17 protein-coding genes and 2 pseudogenes are annotated in these 18,734 nt (G+C 31.5%); 11 read left to right on the top strand and 8 right to left on the bottom strand.

Translation table 11 applies throughout. The features are described from left to right. The first annotated feature begins 133 nt into the window (after positions 1-133). Positions 134-448 (top strand): YqfO family protein, encoded by a 315-nt coding sequence (locus B8869_RS06275; protein WP_084230792.1) that lies wholly within the window; start codon positions 134-136, stop codon positions 446-448. Between the two features lie 74 nt (positions 449-522). Here B8869_RS06275 and B8869_RS06270 read toward each other — a convergent pair whose 3' ends face one another. Then, positions 523-2,112, bottom strand: a complete 1,590-nt coding sequence (locus tag B8869_RS06270; protein WP_084230791.1) for an SH3 domain-containing protein — start codon at positions 2,110-2,112, stop codon at positions 523-525. A 109-nt stretch (positions 2,113-2,221) separates the two neighbouring features. On the opposite strand from B8869_RS06270, the gene B8869_RS06265 reads away from it, so the two are divergent. The 3 genes and pseudogenes from B8869_RS06265 (at position 2,222) to tnpA (ending at position 5,631) form a co-directional block, all read left to right on the top strand. Continuing rightward, the gene (locus B8869_RS06265; protein ID WP_084230790.1) at positions 2,222-3,082 is read left to right on the top strand and encodes an alpha/beta fold hydrolase; all 861 of its coding nucleotides are present in this window, start codon (positions 2,222-2,224) and stop codon (positions 3,080-3,082) included. 26 nt (positions 3,083-3,108) lie between these two features. Next, positions 3,109-4,521, top strand: a complete 1,413-nt coding sequence (locus B8869_RS06260; RefSeq protein ID WP_084230789.1) for a phospholipase D-like domain-containing protein — start codon at positions 3,109-3,111, stop codon at positions 4,519-4,521. 671 nt (positions 4,522-5,192) lie between these two features. Further along, positions 5,193-5,631 (top strand): annotated as a pseudogene (gene tnpA / locus B8869_RS06255) (IS200/IS605 family transposase). Between the two features lie 155 nt (positions 5,632-5,786). Here the strand turns inward: tnpA and B8869_RS06250 are convergent. The 4 genes from B8869_RS06250 to B8869_RS11755 form a co-directional block, all read right to left on the bottom strand. Then, entirely contained in the window at positions 5,787-6,590 is an 804-nt protein-coding gene (locus tag B8869_RS06250) for a CPBP family intramembrane glutamic endopeptidase (protein ID WP_084230788.1), read from the bottom strand. Further along, positions 6,591-7,169: a TlpA family protein disulfide reductase gene (locus B8869_RS06245; protein ID WP_084230787.1), complete on the bottom strand. Its 579-nt coding sequence runs from the start codon at positions 7,167-7,169 to the stop codon at positions 6,591-6,593. A 15-nt stretch (positions 7,170-7,184) separates the two neighbouring features. Next, positions 7,185-8,021: a 4Fe-4S binding protein gene (locus B8869_RS06240; RefSeq protein ID WP_084231069.1), complete on the bottom strand. Its 837-nt coding sequence runs from the start codon at positions 8,019-8,021 to the stop codon at positions 7,185-7,187. Positions 8,022-8,082: 61 nt separating this feature from the next. Beyond that, positions 8,083-8,199 (bottom strand): CD1871A family CXXC motif-containing protein, encoded by a 117-nt coding sequence (locus B8869_RS11755; RefSeq protein ID WP_412458531.1) that lies wholly within the window; start codon positions 8,197-8,199, stop codon positions 8,083-8,085. Positions 8,200-8,375: 176 nt separating this feature from the next. Between B8869_RS11755 and B8869_RS06235 the strand changes: the two genes are divergently transcribed. Both B8869_RS06235 and B8869_RS06230 read left to right on the top strand, forming a co-directional pair. Next, positions 8,376-9,092, top strand: coding sequence for a response regulator transcription factor (locus B8869_RS06235; RefSeq protein WP_327083033.1), 717 nt, complete (start codon positions 8,376-8,378; stop codon positions 9,090-9,092). Further along, complete coding sequence (locus B8869_RS06230; RefSeq protein WP_084230786.1) at positions 9,079-10,254, top strand: sensor histidine kinase; 1,176 nt, start codon at positions 9,079-9,081, stop codon at positions 10,252-10,254. Before B8869_RS06235 ends, B8869_RS06230 begins: the two co-directional genes overlap by 14 nt. Positions 10,255-10,332: 78 nt before the next feature. Here the strand turns inward: B8869_RS06230 and B8869_RS06225 are convergent, their stop codons facing one another. After that, positions 10,333-11,412, bottom strand: coding sequence for a pyridoxal phosphate-dependent aminotransferase (locus B8869_RS06225; protein WP_084230785.1), 1,080 nt, complete (start codon positions 11,410-11,412; stop codon positions 10,333-10,335). A gap of 57 nt (positions 11,413-11,469) precedes the next feature. Between B8869_RS06225 and B8869_RS06220 the strand changes: the two genes are divergently transcribed. The 4 genes from B8869_RS06220 (at position 11,470) to B8869_RS06205 (ending at position 15,473) form a co-directional block, all read left to right on the top strand. After that, positions 11,470-12,474 carry a threonine aldolase family protein gene (locus B8869_RS06220; protein ID WP_084230784.1) on the top strand — a complete coding sequence of 335 codons (1,005 nt, stop codon included), beginning with the start codon at positions 11,470-11,472 and terminating at the stop codon, positions 12,472-12,474. 125 nt (positions 12,475-12,599) lie between these two features. Further along, on the top strand, positions 12,600-13,715 hold the full coding sequence (locus B8869_RS06215; RefSeq protein WP_200805961.1) for an ABC transporter substrate-binding protein: 1,116 nt from the start codon (positions 12,600-12,602) through the stop codon (positions 13,713-13,715). Beyond that, entirely contained in the window at positions 13,715-14,716 is a 1,002-nt protein-coding gene (locus tag B8869_RS06210) for a FecCD family ABC transporter permease (protein ID WP_084230783.1), read from the top strand. Before B8869_RS06215 ends, B8869_RS06210 begins: the two co-directional genes overlap by 1 nt. Next, complete coding sequence (locus B8869_RS06205; RefSeq protein WP_159445247.1) at positions 14,706-15,473, top strand: ABC transporter ATP-binding protein; 768 nt, start codon at positions 14,706-14,708, stop codon at positions 15,471-15,473. The genes B8869_RS06210 and B8869_RS06205 overlap by 11 nt, the downstream gene beginning before the upstream one ends. Before the next feature lie 54 nt (positions 15,474-15,527). On the opposite strand, the gene B8869_RS06200 is transcribed toward B8869_RS06205, so the two are convergent. Continuing rightward, positions 15,528-17,189, bottom strand: a complete 1,662-nt coding sequence (locus tag B8869_RS06200) for a heavy metal translocating P-type ATPase (protein ID WP_084230781.1) — start codon at positions 17,187-17,189, stop codon at positions 15,528-15,530. A gap of 148 nt (positions 17,190-17,337) precedes the next feature. On the opposite strand from B8869_RS06200, the pseudogene B8869_RS06195 reads away from it, so the two are divergent. After that, positions 17,338-18,325 (top strand): annotated as a pseudogene (locus tag B8869_RS06195) (IS30 family transposase). On the opposite strand, the gene B8869_RS06190 reads toward B8869_RS06195, so the two are convergent. Then, entirely contained in the window at positions 18,317-18,733 is a 417-nt protein-coding gene (locus B8869_RS06190; protein ID WP_084230780.1) for a hypothetical protein, read from the bottom strand. The pseudogene B8869_RS06195 and the gene B8869_RS06190 sit on opposite strands and share 9 nt — an antisense overlap. Between the last annotated feature and the right edge of the window lies 1 nt (position 18,734).

The following is an 18,734-nucleotide window of genomic DNA, read 5'->3' as shown; positions in this document are numbered from 1 at the left end:
CATTATAATATAGTTTATTCATATTACAATTTTAAAATTTTAATAAAATATTAGAGTTTTCTTAATCCTTTACGGGTTGAGGTAAAATTTATTAGGCTATATAATTTATAATATAGATATAAGGGGTGATTATGTGAAAGAATATATAAAGGTAGAAGTGTTTATACCTGAAGAAAATTTAGTAGAGTTGGTAAATGCTCTTAACGAAAAAAGTATACTTCGTGATGGACATTATGATTATGTATTTGCAACTTCACACGTCACAGGTCACTTCAGACCTATTGAGGGAGCAAACCCACATATTGGAGAAGTGGGCGTTGTGAGTGAAGTAAAAGAAGTTAAAGTGGAGTTTAGAATAAGAGCGACTGATATGGAAAGTGTAAAAGATATTATAGTAAAACACCATCCATACGAAGAGCCTGTTGTGAACTATATAGAATTGTTATAAAATTTAATCTTTAAAAGTTGTACTAAAAAGACTTCACAGCTAAGTTAACTGTGAAGTCTAAAGAGTACGGCTTTTTAAATTCTGGAAGTATTTACAGAATCTTTATTGTCTTTTGTTTTATTCATAACTTTGTTTGATATCCAACCTTGATATTTTTCTCCAGTTGAAGCGTCAAGAGCTTCTACTTCGCACCAGATACGTTCTATTCCCTCAATCTTGGTATTTTTTACATATACATCTGAATCTATAGGAAGGGTGGTTATGATTTCTGACTCAATAGATGGAGAAGTTCTCAAATTGGCTTTATCTGTCTGAATTTTTTGGTAAGTGTGCAGTAGATTGTTTGCAATGTTAGACATCTCGGCACGGCTTTTTTTGTATTCAGGAGATTCTTCTGTATCATCATGCTTATCATTTACATAGTCAGAAGATGACTTTATAGATGTTAAGAGAGAAGATGCCTCAGCTGACTCAGGAAGAATTTCTTGGAGCTCGACCAATATGTTAGCTGCTTCATAAGGGTCTCCGTTATCGATATGGTTTTTAGCTCTGTTTATAATTATTTCTTCTATCTCGCTAATTTTATCTTGTGCTTCTTGAAAGTGGAGATCTTCAGGGAGAACTTTTTTGTAGCTTATAAGAGCTGAAATATAATCCTTTTCAGTCATATAAATTTTAGCCTTCTCATATATATTGTTGGACTCCATAAGTTTTTCAGCTTTATCAATCACCGGTTGCGTTTCAAATTTATCAGATGATTTAATTTTTTCGAGCAAGTCCAAAGCTTCTTGGTATTGCCCTTTGACTAGATATTTTTTGGCCTTGTCAAAGTTGTTAGCTTGGTTAAAATCACTTATAAAGTGAAAAGCTAATACAAGCACAGCCAAGAAGATTACACCCAAGATGGAGTTGGTGATGATTTTGTTTTTATTTCTTACACCATTTCCCTCGTCATTTACTCTTATGCTGGCAAGTATGTCAGTTGAAGGAGCAACTTTTGTGAGGTGTGTCTTGGTTAAATTTTCTGTTAGAGCTTTTTTACCAGCTTCAGAATAATTTATAGTTTGAGATAACATATTTAAAATTTTCATATTGATAAGAGACTCAGTCAAATTATTCAGTACGAAATATTTATTTCTATGGCAATGGCGACATTCCTGTACATCGGATGGGTTGACTGCACCGCATACGCATTTCCAAGCAGTTCTCAAATTTTCACCATAGGCAATTATGTCATCTCCAAGCAGATTATTTATTTTTAGTTGTTTGTTTTGAGGTATAACGGCCAAACTATATGAGGTTTCGTCAGATACATCGTATACGTGGTTTTTACCGCCTATATGAGTTACCTCTCTGATTCTAACTTCTATACCTCGAGCATCTATAAATCTCTGGTCTATTTTAAATGGCTCAACATAGTAAATTTTTTCCGGTAACACTTCTATTGATTTAGATGTGTAGAAAAATTCACTTGAGTTGAATAGAAAATTTCCATCTATATCTTTATATTTAACAGAAAAAGTTATATCTGAAACTATTAAATCATCTAAGTTTAATACGTCTAAGGCGATGCTTAAATCGTTAGTTAGTTCAGCACGAATTATCTGCAAATTCTGCTTTGGATTGGTGCTGACCACTGTGGGTAATGTTTTAAAATCTTCCATGTTACCCTCCTTTGTAAAAATTATATATTAGGCAGTTTATAATTTCAATCGGCACGATTGTAATGGTTTGGAGATTTTGATAAAATCAAGAAAGATTTGGAGGTTAGTTTTGGAGTGTAAATTTATCAATATAAACGGAGAAGAAATCTTTTATAGAGAAATGGGTTCTGGGCCTGTGTTGTTGTTGATACATGGAAACATATCATCTTCAATATTTTTCACAGAGGCAATGGAAGAGTTGTCCAAGGAGTATAGAGTAATAGCTCCAGACTTAAGAGGATATGGCAACAGTTCATATAATAAAAAAATACATAGTATATTTGAATTTGCAGAAGACTTAAAACAATTTGTGCTCGAAATGGACTTACGTGAGTTCTATGTCTTGGGGTGGTCTCTTGGCGGCGGGATTGTAATGGAATTCTTAGCTGATAGGGAATTGAAGTTTAGAGTTAAAAAAGCTGTTCTAATGGCATCAATTGGAATATATGGTGCAGAATTACCAGTCACTACGGGTATGAATGGAATTAGAACTCAAATGTTTAATATAAATTTCACGCTAACTCAAAATTTGGTTAAATACAATCCGGTTACAGCATTTTTAGAACATTCCAACGAAGAAATAAAATATTGTGGAATGGATGGAGTGTTGAAGAATTTAGTTTATACTAACAAGCTGCCTGAGCCGGAAATATATGAGAGAAATTTAAAAGATGTTGTAAAACAAAGATGTCTATCAGAGGCTGGAAACACAGTTGCAAGTTTTAGGTTTAACAAGGAAATCAGAGAGAATGTTCCAATTTTAATCATCCATGGCACTTCAGACAAGGTAATAGACTCTCTTATAGCAAGAGTAAACAAAAATTATTTTTCAACTCAAGCGGAGCTTGTAATGTTCGAAGATTGTGGACACGCTGTAATGACAGATAAATATGAAGAACTTATAAAAGAAATTAGATGGTTTTGTAAGTAGCTAGGCTTAAAGTGGAGGATTTTAAGATGAAGATGTATTTAAAGGCTGTATTAATTTTGATATTAGTAGTGGTGCCTATAGGAGCTTTTTTAATAGAGTCTTTTAGGGAAATACCTCACAATATTTCGTATAAGAGTGAGAGACGGAAGGGTAAGTTTGAATTTCTGTACGACTTAACTTATTCTGATGAAAATGGAAATAAGAAAGTTGAGCAAGAAATTTTTAAGAATGTATATGAACTTATAGATTCAGCAGAAGATTTTTTATTAGTGGATTTTTTCCTGTTCAATGACGATTATGATAGAGAAGAAAATACTTTTCCAACTCTTTCAAATGACTTGACAGAAGTGCTATTGAAAAAGAGAAGTAGCAATCCACGAATGCCTATGGTGGTAATAGTTGATCCGATAAATACTTTTTATGGCGGATATGTCCCGGAAAATTTACAGAAATTGCAACAAGCCAACATAGAGGTTGTGGTAACGGACTTAGATTATATAAAAGATTCAAACCCGCTATTCACCAACTACTATAGAGCTTATTTCAAAAACCTTCCAGTGGCTAAGGGAAATTTTCTTCCGAACGTATTTAGAAAAGGAGAGAAAGTGTCATTAGCGGAGTACACAAAGCTTTTGAATTTTAAAGCTAATCATAGAAAAGTGGTGGTCAGTGAGAAAGAAGCTATAGTTGCTTCTGCCAACCCTCATGATGGGAGTGCACTACATTCTAATATAGCTTTTAAAGTGAGTGGGCCAATATTAAATGATATTTTAGAATCTGAAAAAGCCATTATAAGTTTTTCTGCTAAGAATTCAGAAGCTATGAATTTCTTGGCTAAGAACATAGAGATAGGTGAATTCGACATACAAAATGTGACAGAGGGAAAGATAAAAGAATCCATATTAGACACGATAAAGAGTGCGCAAGAGGGAGATAAGCTTTACTTGGGGCTATTCTACTTGGCACATAGAGAAGTAGTTGAGGTTTTAAAAGAAGCTGCTCACAGAAATGTAGAAATAAAATTGGTTTTGGATTTAAATAAGGATGCATTTGGACAAAAGAAAATAGGCATACCTAATAAACAAGTTGCAGAAGAACTTTCTGATGAAAAAAATATAAAAATAAAATGGTACAAGACTTCGGGAGAGCAATTCCATTCCAAGATGTTGGTGTTGGAATCAAAGGACGAAGTTACTGCTATAGGAGGTTCAGCAAACTTTACAAGGAGAAATTTGGACGATTTGAATTTGGAATCGGACTTAGTTGTAAGAGGAAATAGAAACACTCCACAAATGCAAAAACTTTTAAAATATATTGATAGAATTTGGAACAATGAAGGTGGAGTTTACACCATGGACTATGAGGTTGAGGCCGAAGATATATGGTGGAAGAATATAATATATAGAGTACAAGAGTTCAGTGGACTCTCAACATTTTAAAAATTATATGATTACAAGTCGTGCTATTATAGTATGAATAAATCATAGTAATTTGTAAAATTAAATATTAATACTATGCTAACATCTAAAGTAAGTAATCAAAAGGTTCTTATTTAGATGTTTTATATTTTATACATTTTATTGAAGTATTGTTTATTATGAGTCACTATTATAATAATTAAGAAATAGTTGTTTATAAACAGTTATAGTAGATTAGAATTTTATAATTTAAATAACCTACTAAGAAGAATAAAAGAAGTATATTTCTATATCGAAGGAACTTTTCAAAGCTAGGTATTAATGAGAGAGGTCGTGAATTGATGAGTATACTTAAAAGTTATTAACATATTATGATTATTATAAATAATGAACTGGATAAATAAAATACAAAGAAAAATCCTAAATTGATAAACTCTCTTAGAATATTTTATTAGAGAGTTTAGTAATTTAGGATTAAGTTGATGATTTAGATAATATGATTAAATTTATAGTTGCAAATTAAAAAAATTATACTGGTTTATTATTTACGACTTTAATCTATTTCGCTCGGATTACGAGCAGAACAAAAAACTACCCGCTATGTGGGCAGGAAACAAAAGATTATACCAAAAAATCACCATAATATTATAATAAGGGTGTTCAGACCTAAAATATAATAAGAGTTGATTAATATGGCACAAAAGGCAAACTCACTATCACACATAGAATGGATGTATAAATATAATATTGTCTTTACTACAAAATATAGACGAAAAATAATATATAATCAATACCGAGAAAGCTTAGGAGAAATACTTAGAACATTAAGCAAATACAAAAGATAGATAATAGAAGGACATCTTATGCCAGACCATGCACATATGTTAGTAAGCATACCATCCAAAATAGCAATACCAAATTACATGGGGTATTTAAAAGTTAAAAGAACACTGATGATGTTTGATAAACATACAAATTTAGAAATAGGCATTTTTGAGCAGAAAAATATTATGTAAGCACAGTAGGATTGAACGAAAAAACAATAGCAACATATAAGAGAACAAAAACAGCGATATAGCTATTGATAAATTAAGTGTAAAAGAATATGAAGATCCATTCAAAAAAATATAGTAAAAAGAATTTAAAGCCTTTCAAAGGCTAGCTAAAGAGGTAAAAACAATAAGGTTTGAACAAAAGTGAAAACCAGTGCCTTGAGACGCCGGTTGGTACTACTTGGGCTTATAGCCTGCGAATAAACCACCCGTAAAACGGGTGGTCATGATTTTTTAAATGGTTTGTTTTTGCTTGCCTAACTTTAGTAAAAAATATATTGTTGGGATAATCATCACTAATGTTACAATATTAAATGTTTTCTCTATTATTGGATTTGGTAACAATCCTGTGATAGCGCTTAAAAGGTTATTAACTATGTGTATTATTATAGGGTATATTAAATTTCTTGTTTTGCTATAAACTATCGCAACAACTATTCCCATAAAAAATGTATACACGATTTGCACTGAAATCATATGGCATAATCCAAATAAAATGGATGAAATAATTATAGGAGCTATTCCTTTTTTTAGTTTTTCTATTGAATTAAAAATTATACCTCTAAATAGAATTTCTTCAATAATTGGTCCAAATACGGCTACAGTCAGTATAGCTATTAAGGGATTTCCAGAAACTATATCTTGTGATGACTTCTCTAAAAATTTTAATGCTTCTGAAAATTGAGGAATATATTTAGCTATGGTGAGCCATATTAATGATATTCCCGGAACACCTACACCAATTATAATAGATTTACCTAGCTTACATAAATTTACATCTTCTAATTTTTCAGTTATATTTTTACCAAATATTAGTTTATACATAATAAGATAAAAAACAGACAGTATTACTTCACTTACTAGTTCTATTAGTTTATATTGATTCATTAGAATTTTTAAATCTGCATTTATCAAAAATTTGAGTGAATGCATAAGTGCTACTGATAGTAAATTTAAAGCAAATGGTGCAGATAGTGTAAAGATAACTATAACTAGTAGATACTTAATTATTTTTTTTACATTATTCTTTCCTTCCATTTATTTTCCTCCTTGTTGTTTGTCTTTTGCAATGATGTCATCAATTTTTTTGTTTAAATCTGCTATTTTTTCTTTTGTATCTATAGCACCAATTATTGGATCTCCTACTACATTTCCTTCGCGATCGATTAATAATGTTGTAGGGAAAGCCATTACTGAATTTATAAATTTGTCTATTGCTTCTCCTTTGTTCATTACAAGGTTAGTGTACATTGCATTATTTTTTTCTAATATTTTTCTGGCTTCATTATCAGATTCTGTAGTTCCTCCATCTGTACAAATACCTATTAATTTAACATTTTTTGCACTCCACTCTTTATCCAACTTAGCTAGTGTTGGCATTTCTTGAACACATGCTCCACAGCCTGTAAACCATAAATTTGCTACTGTTACTGCATTTTCTTTAAATAGAGAATCTGAATATTCTTTTCCGTCTAGTCCTTTTGCTGTGAAGGTAGGGAATTTTCCGTTTTCAATACCTGCAATATCTTCTTTAGACCCGCTACCACAAGCTACTAATGATAATAACATAATTGAGCTAACTGCTATAAAAACTACTTTCTTTAAAATCTTATTCATTTTTTCACCTTTCTTTTATTCATTTATTAATCTTCTGTTTTTGATACAACTTCCACATTTTGATAATGATGTTGAAATTGCACCGGTTGGACAAACATCTATACACTTTCCACATCGTATACATTCTAATGCAGTTTGATTTTTAGACATATCAACATCCATCTTACAAGTTCTCTTACATTTTCCACAATTTATACATAATTCATTGTCCAAATGGTATTGATAAAAGGATATTTTATTAAATAGTGAATAAAATGCCCCTAATGGACAAATCCATTTACAAAATGGTCTATAAACTATTATTGATAGTATTATGGTTACTATTAATATAGCAAATTTCCAAGCGAAGAGTTTACCTAGTGTTGCTCTTATTGATGCATTTGCCAATGATAGAGGTATTCCACCTTCTAATATTCCTTGAGGACATATATATTTGCAAAAGTGTGGTGCTGATAATCCTGTTTTATCAGTTATGAACACTCCCATCAACCAAACAACACCTATTAGCATTATGTATTTTATATAACATAAAGGTTTTAGTTTTTCTGTGCTAAATTTTTTTAATGGAATTTTATGAAGTAAATCTTGAAACCATCCAAAAGGACATAAAAATCCACATATTAATCTGCCAAATGTAACTCCAAATAGAATTAACATTCCTGTTATATAATATGAAAATTTATATTTTGGATTTCCAACAACTGCTTGAAAAGAACCTATAGGACAGGCACCGGTTGCTCCGGGACAGGAATAACAATTTAGCCCGGGGACACAAGCCTGTTTACATTTACCAGTATATATAGTTCCCTTTAGAAAATTTGGCAGGTGTAAGTTTGTTAAAAAAGTTGCCATAAATTGAACTATGCCACGATTTTTTCTTAACTTAGATATATAATTTTTTTCTTCTATCTTCTTAACCAATTCCTATACACTCCAAACAAATTCTAATAGCTTTTGAGAATACTGTGTCAATTTCTCCTCTGTGCACTCCATACATAATACATATTACTCCTAATAATGAAGCTGATATTCTTAATATCTTTCTTAATTTTATACTCACAGCTAACCTCCTAGTTTATCTAAAACTTTAAGCTTAGAATTTTATCTTTTATTTTCCACCACCTTTTATCTTTATCTTTTATATCTAAATAATAACAGTTAGGGTATAAAGTTTCTGTTAAGAAATATATTTATTTCAAATGTTGTATGATAAAATATATTCAAAATTTATCTATAAGAGGTGATTGTATTAAAATTTTAGTTGTAGAAGACGAAAAAGAACTGCTTGAAAATATTTGCAAGGGGCTAAAAATGGCAGGATATATTGTTGATTCTGCTCAAGATAGTGAAACTGCTGAGGAACTTTGTTTTGTTGAAAATTATGACTTGATAGTTCTAGATATTAATTTGCCTAAAATGAATGGATTTGATGTTTTAAAAAAGGTTAGATCTTATAATAAAACTATTAATATTATTTTACTTACTGCACGTTCAAATGTAGAAGATAGAGTTAAAGGGTTGGATCTTGGTGCCAATGATTATATGGTTAAACCTTTCTATTTTGCAGAATTGGAGGCTCGTATTCGTTCTTTGTTAAGACGTACCTTTGTACAATCAGAGTCGGTTATATATCATGGGGAGCTTTCTTTTGATACGTCTAAGAGAATTGCATTTATACATGGAAAAGAATTATCACTTACTAAAAAAGAACTTGGCATTTTAGAATATTTACTTTTTAATAGAGGGCGTTATATTACAGCTTATGAGATTATTGAACATGTTTGGGATAATGAATTAGATATTTTTAGTAATACTGTACGCGTACATATGGCATCATTAAGAAATAAGATAAAAAATGCACTTGGAGAAAATATAATAAGAAATGTTATAGGTAAAGGATATATTATTGATGAAAAAAAATAAATTTATTAATCTATTTAAAGGTAGGTCTATTATTTCTATATTAGTCATTGCTATTGTTCTAATATTTTTGTTTATGATTATAATTTTAAATTTTTCTTTTAATATTTATCAAGAATACCTTTCATATAAAATTGGGGAAAAGCTTATTTCTGAAATACAGAGTGCATATACTCAGAACAATGATGGAATATTATTTCTTTTAGAAGATGCACAGATTCGTTCTACTATGGAATTTAGAATTTATTCTATTCTTATTTCTTTATTAGTTACTTTTTTGGGGGCATCTATATTTTATGTTGTAATTATAAAAGTTTTAAAGCCTCTTAAACAACTCTCTAATACAGTTTCTAAAATTGACCTTGAAAGTTTAAGTTCTTCTAATAATGAAATTTCTATATACTCATCAAGTTTAGAAATTCAAGAATTGTCTTTAGCTATTAATAATTCATTTAAGAAAATATTTGATAGTTACGAACAGCAAAGAGATTTCAGTATAAACATAGCTCATGAATTAAGAACTCCTCTCGCTATTTTATTGATGAAAATAGATGTCTTTGAACGCCAAAATATTTATCTTTCAGATGAGATGTTAGATTTTATATCTACTGTGAAGAGCAATGTGCTTCGACTTTCTGAAATGGTGGATAGCATAATGCTTTTGAAGCGTAATCAGGTTGTTAATTTACAACATTTTAATTTGAACGATGTAATTAATGAGGTTATTTTTGATTTGGATGAGGTAGCAAGTTCTAAAAATATAACTTTAAATTTTAATGGGCCAGATGTTTTTATATATTCTGACGATCAATTATTGGAAAGAGTTATATTTAATTTAATTGAAAATGCTATTAAATATAATATTACAGATGGTAAGATTGACATATCCATACAAGATACAATTGAAAAAATAATTATAACAATTTCAGATACTGGAATTGGTATTTCAGATAATGAAAAAAAACATATTTTTGATTTATTCTATAGGGTTGATGATTCAAGAAGTCGTGACTTTGGAGGATATGGAATTGGACTGGCCCTGGTTAAAAATATATTAGATTACTTAGGTGGCACTATAGAAGTAAAAGATAATTACCCTAAAGGGACTACATTTAATTTATACATAAATAAAAAGTCTAAGTTTATTAATGCTGGATTACAATAATTATTGTAACCCAGCATTAATAAAAGTAGATTTAACTAAATAGAAAATTCTAAATTAAGATTATTATATTTTTATATTCTACAAAGAACTTTTAAAATATCTTTTTAATTCTTGAATCAGCTTTTGATTATCTTCTTTAGATAGTATGCAAAATCTAAAGTGTTTAGAACTAAGATTTTTAAAGCTTGAACAATCTCTTATTACAAGAGCTTTTTTTAGTAGGTGCTCACGCAGTTCAGCAGCTGTATGCTGGTTTAAAATCTTGCACAGGATGAAGTTTCCATAAGATGGGAAATATTTTATATCTGATAAGGTAGAAATTTCTCCGAAGAAATATTCTCTCTGTTCATTCATAAAATTAAATACTTCAGATTGGTAAGCTTTGTCTTGGAACATTTTTTGTCCGAGTATATCCGCAAAGATATTTACATTCCAGAGCATGCTGTTGCACTCAAAAGTATCTAAAAATTCTCTGTTTGAAGTGATTCCATATCCAAGGCGTATTCCCGGTGAAGCGAAGAATTTGCTCACACCTCGAGCGACAAATAGGTTTGAGTAATAATTAGTCAGCTCTACTGAAGAAAATTTGTCTTTATCTGTGAATTCAACGTATGTTTCATCTACAAGTACATTGATTCCCGTGTCTAAAATAGAACCAATTTCTTTACGAGTGAGTATTGTGCCGGTTGGATTATTTGGGTTTGCAAATATAAGCATTTCAATCGCATTAGATTTTATAGTGTTTATAATATTGTTTAAATCAATTTTATATTCGTTTTCTTCAAGGAGATTTTCATAAAATATCTCAGCGCCAACACTTCGCAGTTCATTTTCATATTCTGAGTAGCAAGGCGATAGCAACAATGCTCTCTTTGGAGAAATCAGTTCGACATATTGTTTAAATAACTCTGTAGTACCAGCTCCGAGCACTATATTTTTAGGTTTTGCACCGGAATAAATAGAGATACTCTCTCTTAGAGAAACATATTCAGGATCTGGATATGTTGTGATTAAATTTAAATTATCTTTTAAAAAGTCCATAGCAAATTTGGATGGACCCATTGGATTTATATTTGAAGAGAAATCTGCAATTTCATTTTCTTCAAAACCATATTCTCTTGAAAGTTCAAAAATATTTGCACCATGTTTATCTTTCATAATACACCTCGCCAACATTATATCATGAGTAGTATAATTGTAACAAAGAGGTGAAGTATGAATATTTTTGTAAATGATTATAACGATTTATGCCACGAAAGAGTTTTTAAAAAACTTAGCGAAATAGAAAAGAATGGACACTTAGGTTATGGTTCTGATGCCTACACTAAAAAAGCAAAAGAATATATTAAGAGAGATTTAAAAGACGAAGGTGTTGAAATTGAATTCGTTGGTGGAGGAACAATAGCTAATATAGTGGCTGTGAGTGCAAACTTGATGCCTTACGAAGGAATTATAGCTGCCGACACAGGACATATAACAGCACACGAAACAGGTTCAATAGAGGCCACAGGACATAAACTTGAAACTATAGAAGTGCCTGATGGAAAGCTTACTGCAGATCTTATAGAACAGAGAGTATTGAGCTTAGGAGAAGAATATCATATAGAACCTAAAATGGTTTATATTTCACAGACTACAGAACTTGGAACAGTATACTCACTTGAAGAGTTGAGAGAGATATACAGAGTTTGTGTAATGCATGGGCTATATCTTTATATAGACGGAGCAAGAATGGCAACAGGGCTTGCTGCAAGCGGGATAGATGTATCAGAACTTCCTAAGGTTTGCGACATCTTTACACTTGGTGGAACTAAGAATGGTGCAATGTATGGTGAAGCTATAGTTATAGTGGATGATGATTTAAAGACAAACATCAGAAAGTTTATGAAACAACGTGGAGCTGTTATGGCAAAGGGATTTGCTTTGGGCGCTCAATTTGCAGCTCTGTTTGAAGAAGGGCTTTATTACGAGTTAGGTAAGAAATCTTTTGAAGCATCTAAAAAGTTAGAAACTAAACTTAGAGAAGCAGGAGTTAAATTCTATCAAGAACCTGTTTCAAATCAAATATTTATAGAATATCCAGTTGAAAAAATAGATGATCTTGCAAGAGAGAATATGTTTGAAGTAATGCCTTTAGATGAGGATAATAGAGTTTTAAGATTCGTTACAACATACATGACAACTGATGAAGAAATAGAAAATTTAGTTAAATTAATATGAGAATAAAAATAGTCCTTTTTTAGAGGGCTATTTTTATTTAAAAGAAATTTGATTCTTATTTACTAATAATATAGAAAGTGATACCATAATGATGGTATATTTTTTGAAAAAGACACGGAGGGAATATGAAAAAATTTAGTAGAAAAATAGTTTTATTTTATTTGTTACTATTTATGCTAGTATTTAGCGTTGGATGTTCTAATTTAGATAGTAAAGCAGAAGATAAAATTACAAAGACAGAGTCTGTTCAAACTAAAGAAAATATTGAAATTATGGACCAGGCAGATCATAAAGTTAGCTTACAGGTACCAGTGGATAGAATAGTTTGTTTACAACACCATTCGTTAGATATATTGGGTCAACTTGGAGCACAAGAAAAAGTTGTTGCAGTAGAAGCTAAATGGCAAAAAAATTTAGGAGATTACATAAAACAAGTATATCCAAATATTGAAGCACTGCCAACTCCTGGAGAGTTAAAGACTATGAACGTTGAAGCAGTGGCAGAGTTAAAGCCAGATGTTGTAATAGTTGCTTCACAAGCTAATCCTGAAGACTTAAAGAAGTTAGATGAACTAGGTATACCATATATAACCGTTAGTCTAAGGGGTGAAGGAAAACAAGAAGAGGCTCAAAATCCAAGACTTGCAAATTCTGATAAAGCTTATACTGATGGATTGGAATGGGCAGTTAAAACACTTGGCAAGATTACAGGTACTTCAGAAAGAGCGGATAAAATATGGGATTTTTGCATGGAATCAAGAGCATATGTAGAAAAGCAAATTGGAGACATAGCGGAAGAAAATAGAGCTAAGGTATTTGTAGCGAATGAAGGAGAGCAGACATATGGAAATGATAAATATGTTGGTGCGCAACTTTTGAGAGCAGGAGCAATCAATGTTGCAGATAAAGATATCCAAGGATATAAACCTTATAACTTCGAACAAGTAGCGGTTTGGGACCCAGACTATATTGTAGTTCAAGATAGATATCCTGAAGTGTATAAAGAAGTTACAACAGGAGAAAAATGGCAGAGCATAAGAGCTGTTAAAGAAGGAAATGTTTTATTAGCACCTTTCTGGACAAAACCATGGGGAAATCCGGATACCGATTCAGTGGCTTTAGGTGAAGCTTGGCTGGCAAGTAAATTTTATCCAGAAAAAGTTACAACAGATTATGTAAGAGAAAGGGCCGAAAAGTTCTATAAAGAATTTTATGGAATAGAGTTTAAAGGCGAGATTTAATGGAAAAATTAAAAAAAGCAGGATTGATTATTTTACCAACAGTATTAATAATTGCATCTATAATGATAGGATCCTATAAAATGGATCCTATTCTTGTAATTAAATCGCTTGTTAAGATTTTTGTCAGCTCAATAGAAGTAGATAATAATCAAGCATATGAATTGATTAAATTAGTTAGAGGACCTAGAGTATTAGCGGGTATCTTGGTTGGAGCCGGCCTTTCAACTTCAGGAGCAGTATTCCAATGTATCTTCAAAAATCCTCTATCTGATTCATATACGCTGGGGGTTTCTAGTGGAGCAGGATGTGGAGCTTCAATTGGTATTTTAATCGGACTTAGTAGTGTTGGAATTCAGCTAACAGCAATTTTATTTTCGATAATTGCAATACTTGTAACGTTTATAATTTCAAGAGGACAAAAGAATAGTAAATCCACATTGATTCTTTCAGGATTATTAGTGAGTTCATTTTTTTCGTCAATGGTTAGTTTTATAAAATTTATAGCCGACCCATTTGACAAACTACCACAGATTATATATTGGTTAATGGGAAGTATAGCGTCAATTGATATAGATAAGATTATATACATAATGCCAATATTTTTGTTGTGTATGTTTGGAATTTACTTATATAGATGGAAAATAAATGTAATAAGTTTGGATGAAGAATTGGCTGAATCATTTGGAATAGATATAAAGAGAGAAAAACGAATAATATTGTTATTTGCAAGTATATTATCAGCTGTAGTGGTTAGCATTTCTGGAATTATTGGATGGGTTGGTATAGTAGTGCCGCATTTTGCAAGAATGTTGGTGGGTAGTGATTTTAGAAAATTGTTACCGACAAGTATATCCTTGGGCATAACATATATGCTTTTAACGGACATAATTGCAAGGTCTATAATTCCAACAGAAATTCCTATTGGAGTAATAACAGGGTTAGTTGGATTGCCGTTATTTGTATATTTTATATATAAAAAGAAGGTGTATTTTGACAATTGAAATAAAAAATTTAAATTTTTCATATTCAAAAAAAGAGATTTTGAAAAATATAAATCTTAAATTTTCTAATGGAAGTATAACTTCTATTTTGGGACCTAATGGAATAGGGAAAAGTACTTTGCTAAAACTTATATCAGGAAAAGAAAAACCTATAGTAGGCGAGGTTCTAATAGATGGAACAAATGTACTAAGTATCAAGAAAAAGGATTTGGCAAAAAAAATTGCATATATAGGACAGCTAAATAGTTCGACATTTGAATTTTTGGTACTAGATGTAGTATTGATGGGAAGAACTAGCAGTATGGGATATTTTGGAACACCTAAAATAAAAGATAAAGAAATAGCGTTAAAGTATTTAGAAGAGATGAATATTTTGCATTTAAAAGATAAATATTATAATCATCTTTCAGGAGGAGAACAACAATTAGTACTTATAACGGCAGCCCTTTGTCAGGAGAGTGAATTTATAATATTAGATGAACCTACCAGTCATTTAGATTTTGGAAAAGGATATAAATTTATTGAAAAGTTAAAAGATTTGAGTACGGAAAGAAAAAAGGGAATAATTTTTACAACACATTATCCTGACCATGTTTTACAAGTGGGAGGGAATTGTGTTATTTTAAGCGATAAAAATATAGAAGTGAGTGGAAATACACAGGATGTATTAAATGATGAGATACTTTCCAAAATATATAATATACCAATAAGGAAAGTGAACTTAGGATATACAGAGACTTGTGTAGTAGTGGAATAGTTAAAACATAAAAAACAGTGGTCTTATTTTATATAACAGGACCACTGTTTAATTTTATTCTAAAGGCAAAATATTTCTCGTTGAGTTTGCACCGATAAGTGCCGTTGAGATATTGTGTAATAGAGCTGTGGTAGTAGGTTGTAAAGTTCCTATTGCACCAAAGATAAGAAGCATTGTGTTGAATGCAAATATCTTAGTGAAATTGGATTCTATACGTTCTGTCATACCACGGCTGAGTTTTCTAAGTTCTATTAGAGCATCTAAATTGCTATCCAATAGAGTTATATCAGAAACTTCTCTTGCAAGGTCTGTTGCATCCCTTAGAGAAATAGATACATCAGCTTTTGCAAGTGCCGGAGTATCGTTTATACCATCGCCAACCATTATTACACGATGACCTTTGTTTTGAAGTTCTTCAATTTTTGCAGCCTTATCTTCTGGCAACACGCCTGAGAACACATTGTCTATGCTCAACTCTTCAGCTATTTTTTCAGCAGCTTGTGAGCTGTCTCCAGTCAACATAAATACATTTTCTATTCCAAGAGATTTTAATTCGGATATAATCCTTGGAGCTTCAGGTCTCGGTGGATCCTGTACGCAAATCACACCTGCAAGTCTATCATCTACAGAAAGATATACGCATGAATATCCCAAACCTTCAGTATCTATGATTTTTTCTTCTTCTGGAGAGAAGTAAACACCATTGTCGTCTTTTAAGAAATGTGCACTACCTATTAAGACTTTGTGATCTCTCCAAGTCGAGTGAACACCATGAGATACAATGTATTGTACTTCAGCATGCTCTTCCCTATGTTTTAAATTTTCCTCTTCAGCTTTCTTTACAATAGCACGAGCCAAACTATGAGGGAAGTGTTCTTCGAGGCAAGCTGCCAAACGAAGAGCTTCATCTCTTGTAAACTCACCAAAAGGTAGAACTTTCATAACTTTTGGTGTTGCCATTGTGAGAGTGCCGGTCTTGTCAAAAACTATAGTATCTGCTTCGCTTACAGTTTCAAGATATTTTCCACCCTTTACCATAATTCTTCTGTTAGATGCTTCACTGATAGCAGATATAACAGAAAGTGGAGTAGCCAATTTAATTGCGCAAGAGTAGTCCACAGTAAGAGCGGAGAGAGCTTTTTCGGTACTGCCTGTTAGGGCAAATACAATTCCTGAAAATAAAAAGCTATACGGAACAATTCTATCTGCCAAATGAGTTGCTTTTGAAGATATTGTAGATTTTAATTCCTCTGACTCTTCTACAAGTGTTAGTATACTTTGTATACGAGACTCGCTGTGTAAAGACTTCACAGAGACTACTATTTCTCCGTCTACAAGCACAGTTCCGGCGAACACAGAGTCACCTATGGTCTTTTGAACCGGTAGACTTTCTCCGGTCATGCTAGCTTCGTTTACTTCAGCTTCACCGGTTACTACGTCGCCATCAACTGGAATCATTGAACCTGTACGAACAATTATTTTTTCGTCTATTTGAACATCGACAAGTGATTTTTGATATTCTTCTCCGTTTTCACCTTGCACCCAAACTTTATCCACTTGGAATATAAGGGCACTGGATAGAGTGTTTCTACTCTTTTCTCTAGTATATTCTTCCAAAATATCAGAGATACCAAGCAAGAACATTATAGAAGAGGCATTTTTATAGTGACCCTTCATCAGAGAAAGAGCAATAACAGAGCCGTCTAAGACATCCACATTGATTTCGCCCTTTGATAGAGATTTGAAACCTTGATTTATATATGATAATTTATCATAACAAGTGCAACATAAATAAACTCATAGCTAATCAGCTGTGTTAATATGTAAGTGACCAAACAAAACATATTAAAAGGAGTGATTAACTATGAGCTATAACCATCTTACCATAGAAGAAAGATCTTGTATTTACCAATTTTTAAATTTAGGAATGAGTATAAGGAAAATTGCACAAGCACTTAAAAGGTCACCTAGTACAATATCTAGAGAAATTAAAAGAAATTCATCTAAGATAAAAGTTAGTAGGGGAAGTTACACTAAGTACTTTCCGATAAAGGCAAATGATAAATATATTGATAGAAGAAAAGACTGCCATAGAAAAAGTAAATTTTCTAAAGATGTTATTGATTATTTAACTGTAAAGATTAACGAACATTGGTCCCCTGAACAAATATCAAATAGAAACACAAATGAGATTCATGAATTACCATCTACATCAACGATATATAGAATGATACACGCCAAAAAGCTGCCAAAAACTAGTATGAAAAATTTGAGAAGAAAAGCTAAATTTAAAAGGCCAGCAGAAAAAAGAGGAAAATTCAATGATAAAGGTAGAACAATTAAGAAAAGACCTAAAGAGATATACAGAAGGCAAGAATTAGGCCACTGGGAAGCAGATACAGTGGAATCAGGCAGATTAGATCATAAAAAGGAAAAGTAGATGTTGTTTCGTAACTTTAGCAGAAAGAAAATCTAGATATTATATAGCAATCCTAGTTGAAAATAGAAAGTCGGAAAGCGTAACACCAGCAATAATAAATGCATTAAAAGATTATCCAAAAGAATTAGTAAAAACAATAACCTTTGATAGAGGTAAAGAATTTTCAGAATTTGAGAAAATAGAAAAAGAATTAGGATGCAAAACTTATTTTTGTGATCCCTATTGTGCATGGCAAAAAGGTACAAATGAAAATAGTAACGGACTTTTGAGGGAGTTTTATCCTAAGGGTATGGATTTATCAGAAGTGAATATTGATGAATTAAATTATAACTTAAGTTTAATGAATAATAGACCTAGAAAATGTATAAAATATAAAACACCTAAAGAAGAACTTTTTGGTCTCTTACCATAGGTGTTGCATTTGATTTGACAATTCGTCATATCCAAAAGACTTTTTCAATACCACTATTTTTCTAAGTGGACTAGGGAAAAGATTTTTGCCGACAAATCTCATCAAAAATTTCTTTAAGATTTTTTGTCTGAATTTTATAGCTAAGGCAGTGCTTTCATCTCTCTCATAAGATGGAACTTTTTCAAGCTCATCCAATTTTATAGCTCTAATTCTGTCGAGAAGATCTTCAACATCTGTGTCGTGTTCTATGAGCATAGAACCGGTTATGTGATTTATCTCAACATTATAGACGCCACGATATTTTTTTATTTCATGAGCAAGAGAGTAAGTATCCTCTTCTTCAAAAGCATATCTACCAAACTTTAAGCGCAGATAACCATTTAAATTACATGCGATTTTAAATTTCATA

The sequence above is a fragment of the Peptoniphilus asaccharolyticus DSM 20463 genome (assembly GCF_900176115.1).
Taxonomy (GTDB): domain Bacteria; phylum Bacillota; class Clostridia; order Tissierellales; family Peptoniphilaceae; genus Peptoniphilus; species Peptoniphilus asaccharolyticus.
This window is presented reverse-complemented; position numbering and strand designations above follow the sequence as displayed.